The following is a 4,177-nucleotide window of genomic DNA, read 5'->3' on the forward strand; positions in this document are numbered from 1 at the left end:
GTGCTCGAGGTCGAGACCGTCGACCACGCCGGCGGGCGGCGCTGGCGGGCGTGCTCGGAGTTCGAGATCGGATACCGCAGTGTGGCCGGTCCGACGGGCGAGTGGTTCCTGGGGGCGCGTCTCGCATTCGCCCCAGGGGGCGACAACGCCGCGCTCGCCGATCGGGTGCGCGAGCTTCTCGCCGAGCGCGCGGCGCGCCAACCCATGGGGCAGGCGAGCTGCGGCTCGGTGTTCCGCAACCCGCCCGGGGATCACGCCGCGCGGCTGATCGAGGCGGCGGGCCTGAAGGGCCATGCCATCGGCGGTGCGCGGGTCAGCGACAAACACGCGAACTTCATCATCAACACCGGCGAGGCCACCGCGGCGGACATAGAAACGCTGATCGGTCATGTCGCCGCGTGCGTGCGCGAGCGCTTCGGTGTCTCGCTGCAGCCGGAGGTACGCATCATCGGGGAGGAGGCGCGTCATGACTGAGCATACGTGGCAGAGCGCCGCCGATGCGGGCCGGGTGGCCGTGCTCATGGGCGGCTGGTCCGCCGAGCGCGATATCTCGCTCAAGAGTGGGGCGGCGATCCTGGAGGCGCTGCGCGGCCGCGGCGTCGATGCCCATGCCTTCGACCCGCGCGACCGGGCACTGCCGGACCTGCTCGGCTTCGACCGCGCCCTGGTCGCGCTGCACGGGCGCGGCGGCGAGGACGGTGCCATTCAGGGCGCCCTCGAGACCCTGGGTATCCCCTACACGGGTAGTGGGGTGCTCGGCTCGGCGGTGGCGATGGACAAGCTGCGCACCAAGCTCATCTGGCGCGGCCTGGACCTGGCGACGCCGCCGTTCCGCATGCTCGGCCACGCCACCGACTGGGACGGCGTGGTCGACGAGCTGGGCCTGCCGCTGATGGTCAAGCCGGCGAACGAGGGCTCGAGCCTGGGCATGTCCCGGGTGGGCGAGCGCGACGGTCTGGAGGCGGCCTGGATCCGGGCCGCGGACTACGACACCGCGGTGTTCGCCGAGCGCTGGATCACCGGCGAGGAATACACCGTCGCGGTCCTCGACGGCGAGTGCCTGCCGGCGATCCGTATCGAGTCGGCCCGCGGATTCTACGACTTCGACGCCAAGTATGTCGCCGAGGATACCCGCATGCACTGCCCCTGCGGTCTGCCGGCGGACACCGAGCGGGCCCTGGGCGAACTGGCGCTGTCCGCCTTCGAGGCGACGGGAGCCGAAGGCTGGGGGCGCGTGGACCTGATGCGCGACGGCGACGGGCGGTTCTGGCTGCTCGAGGTCAACACCGTGCCGGGCATGACCGACCACTCCCTGGTACCCGCGGCGGCGCGGGTGGCCGGGCTGGACATGGGTGAGCTGGTCTGGCGGATCCTTGCCACCAGCCGCGCGAGGGGCGGGGAGCGATGAGCGCGGTCATGGGCATGAACGCTCCGGTCGGCGTCGACGGCGGCGCCGGCCGGCGGCGGACACCGACGCGATGGCTCGTCGGTGCGGTGCTGGCCGTGATGGTCGCCGCCGGCGCGTCGCTGTTCTGGTCGCACCTGCGCCGCAGTGACCCGTTTCCCGTCCAGGCGGTGCGTCTGGAGGGCGACTTGGCCCACGTGGCGGACGCGGACCTGCGTGCCGCCGTGGCGCCGCACCTGGGTGACGGTCTGCTGTTCGTGGACCTGGACGCCATCCGCGACGCGGTAACCGCCCTGCCGTGGGTCGCCAGCGCCGCGGTCTGGCGGGTCTGGCCCACCGGGCTGCGGATCCGCGTGCAGGAGCACGAGCCCATCGCCGCCTGGGGCGAGCGTGGCGTGCTCTCCGCCAAGGGGGAGCGTTTCACTCCGCCGCAGCGTCCCGAGGGACTGCCGCAGCTCGGCGGGCCGGCGGGTAGCGCGTCGCTGGTGTGGGCGCGCTTCGAGCAGCTGCGCGAGGCCCTGGGCGAGCTGGGCCGGCCGGTGGCCCTGACCCTGGACAAGCGCCGCGCCTGGGTCGCGCGGCTGGACAACGGCATGCGCCTGCGTTTCGGGCGGGACGACTTCGACGAGCGCCTGCAGCGGCTGCTCGCAGCGTGGCCGGCGGTGCAACGCCGCGCCGGTGACCGCGCCATTGCCGCCGTGGACCTGCGCTACCCGAACGGCCTGGCGGTGGAATGGGGACCGCCGGCCTCGGAACCGACAACCGGAGGGGATTCCAAGCGATGAGTCGCAAGCAGGACAGCAATCTGCTGGTGGGCCTGGACGTGGGCACCTCGAAGGTGGTCGCCATCGTCGGTGCGCTCAAGGATACCGGCGAGCTGGAGGTCGTGGGCATCGGCTCGCATCCCTCGCGGGGGATGAAGAAGGGCGTGGTGGTCAACATCGAGTCCACCGTGCAGTCCATCCAGCGCGCGGTGGAGGAGGCCGAGCTGATGGCCGGCTGCGAGATCCACTCGGTCTACGCCGGCATCGCGGGCTCCCACGTGCGCTCCCTGAACTCCCACGGGATCGTCGCCATCCGGGATCGCGAGGTCTCCCAGGGGGACGTGGACCGCGTCATCGACGCTGCCCGCGCGGTCGCCATCCCGGCGGACCAGCGCATCATCCACATCCTGCCCCAGGAATTCATCATCGACAGCCAGGAGGGCATCCGTGAGCCCGTGGGCATGTCCGGGGTGCGCCTGGAGGCGAAGGTCCACATGGTGACGGGCGCGGTCAGCGCGGCGCAGAACATCGTCAAGTGCGTGCGCCGCTGTGGGCTGGACGTCGACGACATCATCCTCGAGCAGCTCGCCTCCGCGCAGGCGGTGCTCACCGAGGACGAGAAGGAGCTCGGCGTGTGCCTGGTCGACATCGGCGGTGGCACCACTGACATCGCCGTGTTCACCGAGGGCGCGATCCGGCACACCGCGGTGATCCCGATCGCCGGCGACCAGGTCACCAACGACATCGCCGTGGCGCTGCGTACCCCCACGCAGCACGCCGAGGAGATCAAGGTGAAGTACGCCTGCGCGCTCTCCCAGCTTGCCAGCCCCGAGGAGACCATCGAGGTCCCCTCGGTGGGCGACCGGCCGCCGCGGCGGCTCTCGCGCCAGACCCTCGCGGAGGTGATCGAGCCCCGCTATGAGGAGCTGATGACGCTGGTGCAGAACGAGCTGCGGCGCAGCGGTTTCGAGGACCTCATGGCCGCGGGCGTCGTGCTCACCGGCGGGAGCTCGAAGATGGAGGGTGCCGTCGAGCTCGCGGAGGAAGTTTTCCACATGCCGGTGCGCCTGGGGCTGCCCCAGGGCGTCACGGGCCTGACGGACGTCGTGCGCAATCCCATCCATGCAACGGGGACGGGGTTGCTGCTGTTCGGCAGCCGGCAGCGCCACGCCGGGCACGGACTCCCCGCCGACGAGACGGCGGAGGGTGGCGCATTCAACCAGCTGTGGACGCGTATGAAGGGGTGGTTCCAGGGGAACCTTTGACGAGGCACGGGTAGAGCAGAACAACAGCCGAAACGCTGCGACTGGAAAGGAGACGCGACATGAAATTCGAGCTTATGGATTCGTTCAGTCAGAACGCCGTAATCAAGGTGATCGGTGTCGGCGGCGGTGGCGGCAATGCCGTCCAGCACATGGTGTCCGCCGACGTCGAGGGCGTGGACTTCATCTGCGCCAACACCGATGCGCAGGCGCTGCGCAACACTTCCGCGAAGACCACGCTCCAGCTCGGGGCGAATATCACCAAGGGCCTGGGTGCCGGCGCCGACCCGACGGTGGGCCGCGAGGCCGCGATGGAGGACCGGGACCGTATTGCCGAGGTCCTCGACGGGGCGGACATGGTCTTCATCACCGCCGGTATGGGTGGCGGCACGGGCACCGGGGCGGCACCGGTGGTCGCCGAGGTCGCCAAGGAGATGAATATCCTCACGGTCGCCGTGGTGACCAAGCCGTTCCCCTTCGAGGGCGGCAAGCGCCTGGGCGTCGCCCAGGAGGGCATCAAGGAGCTCGGCCGCCAGGTCGACTCGCTGATCACCATCCCCAACGAGAAGCTGCTCTCGGTGCTGGGCAAGGAGCTGACCCTGCTCAATGCCTTCAAGTCCGCGAACGACGTGCTCCTCGGTGCGGTCAAGGGCATCGCCGAGCTGATCACCCGCCCCGGGCTGATCAACGTCGACTTCGCCGACGTGCGCACGATCATGTCCGAGATGGGCATGGCCGTGATGGGT

Annotated in this window: 4 protein-coding genes and 1 pseudogene; all 5 read left to right on the forward strand. The window is 70.5% G+C overall.

Annotated elements, in window-relative coordinates; genetic code table 11:
• Positions 1–474 (forward strand): annotated as a pseudogene (locus G7A99_RS25065) (UDP-N-acetylenolpyruvoylglucosamine reductase); the annotation flags it as partial.
• Positions 467–1,408, forward strand: a complete 942-nt coding sequence (locus G7A99_RS01205) for a D-alanine--D-alanine ligase (RefSeq protein ID WP_018717665.1) — start codon at positions 467–469, stop codon at positions 1,406–1,408. The pseudogene G7A99_RS25065 and the gene G7A99_RS01205, both read left to right, overlap by 8 nt.
• Complete coding sequence (locus G7A99_RS01210) at positions 1,405–2,190, forward strand: cell division protein FtsQ/DivIB (protein ID WP_163138681.1); 786 nt, start codon at positions 1,405–1,407, stop codon at positions 2,188–2,190. The genes G7A99_RS01205 and G7A99_RS01210 overlap by 4 nt, the downstream gene beginning before the upstream one ends.
• Positions 2,187–3,434, forward strand: a complete 1,248-nt coding sequence (gene ftsA, locus G7A99_RS01215; protein ID WP_018717667.1) for a cell division protein FtsA — start codon at positions 2,187–2,189, stop codon at positions 3,432–3,434. The genes G7A99_RS01210 and ftsA overlap by 4 nt, the downstream gene beginning before the upstream one ends.
• 59 nt (positions 3,435–3,493) lie before the next feature.
• On the forward strand, positions 3,494–4,177 hold a 684-nt coding region (gene ftsZ / locus G7A99_RS25070), incomplete at its 3' end, for a cell division protein FtsZ (RefSeq protein WP_240466053.1).

Source organism: Arhodomonas sp. KWT (genome assembly GCF_010993615.1).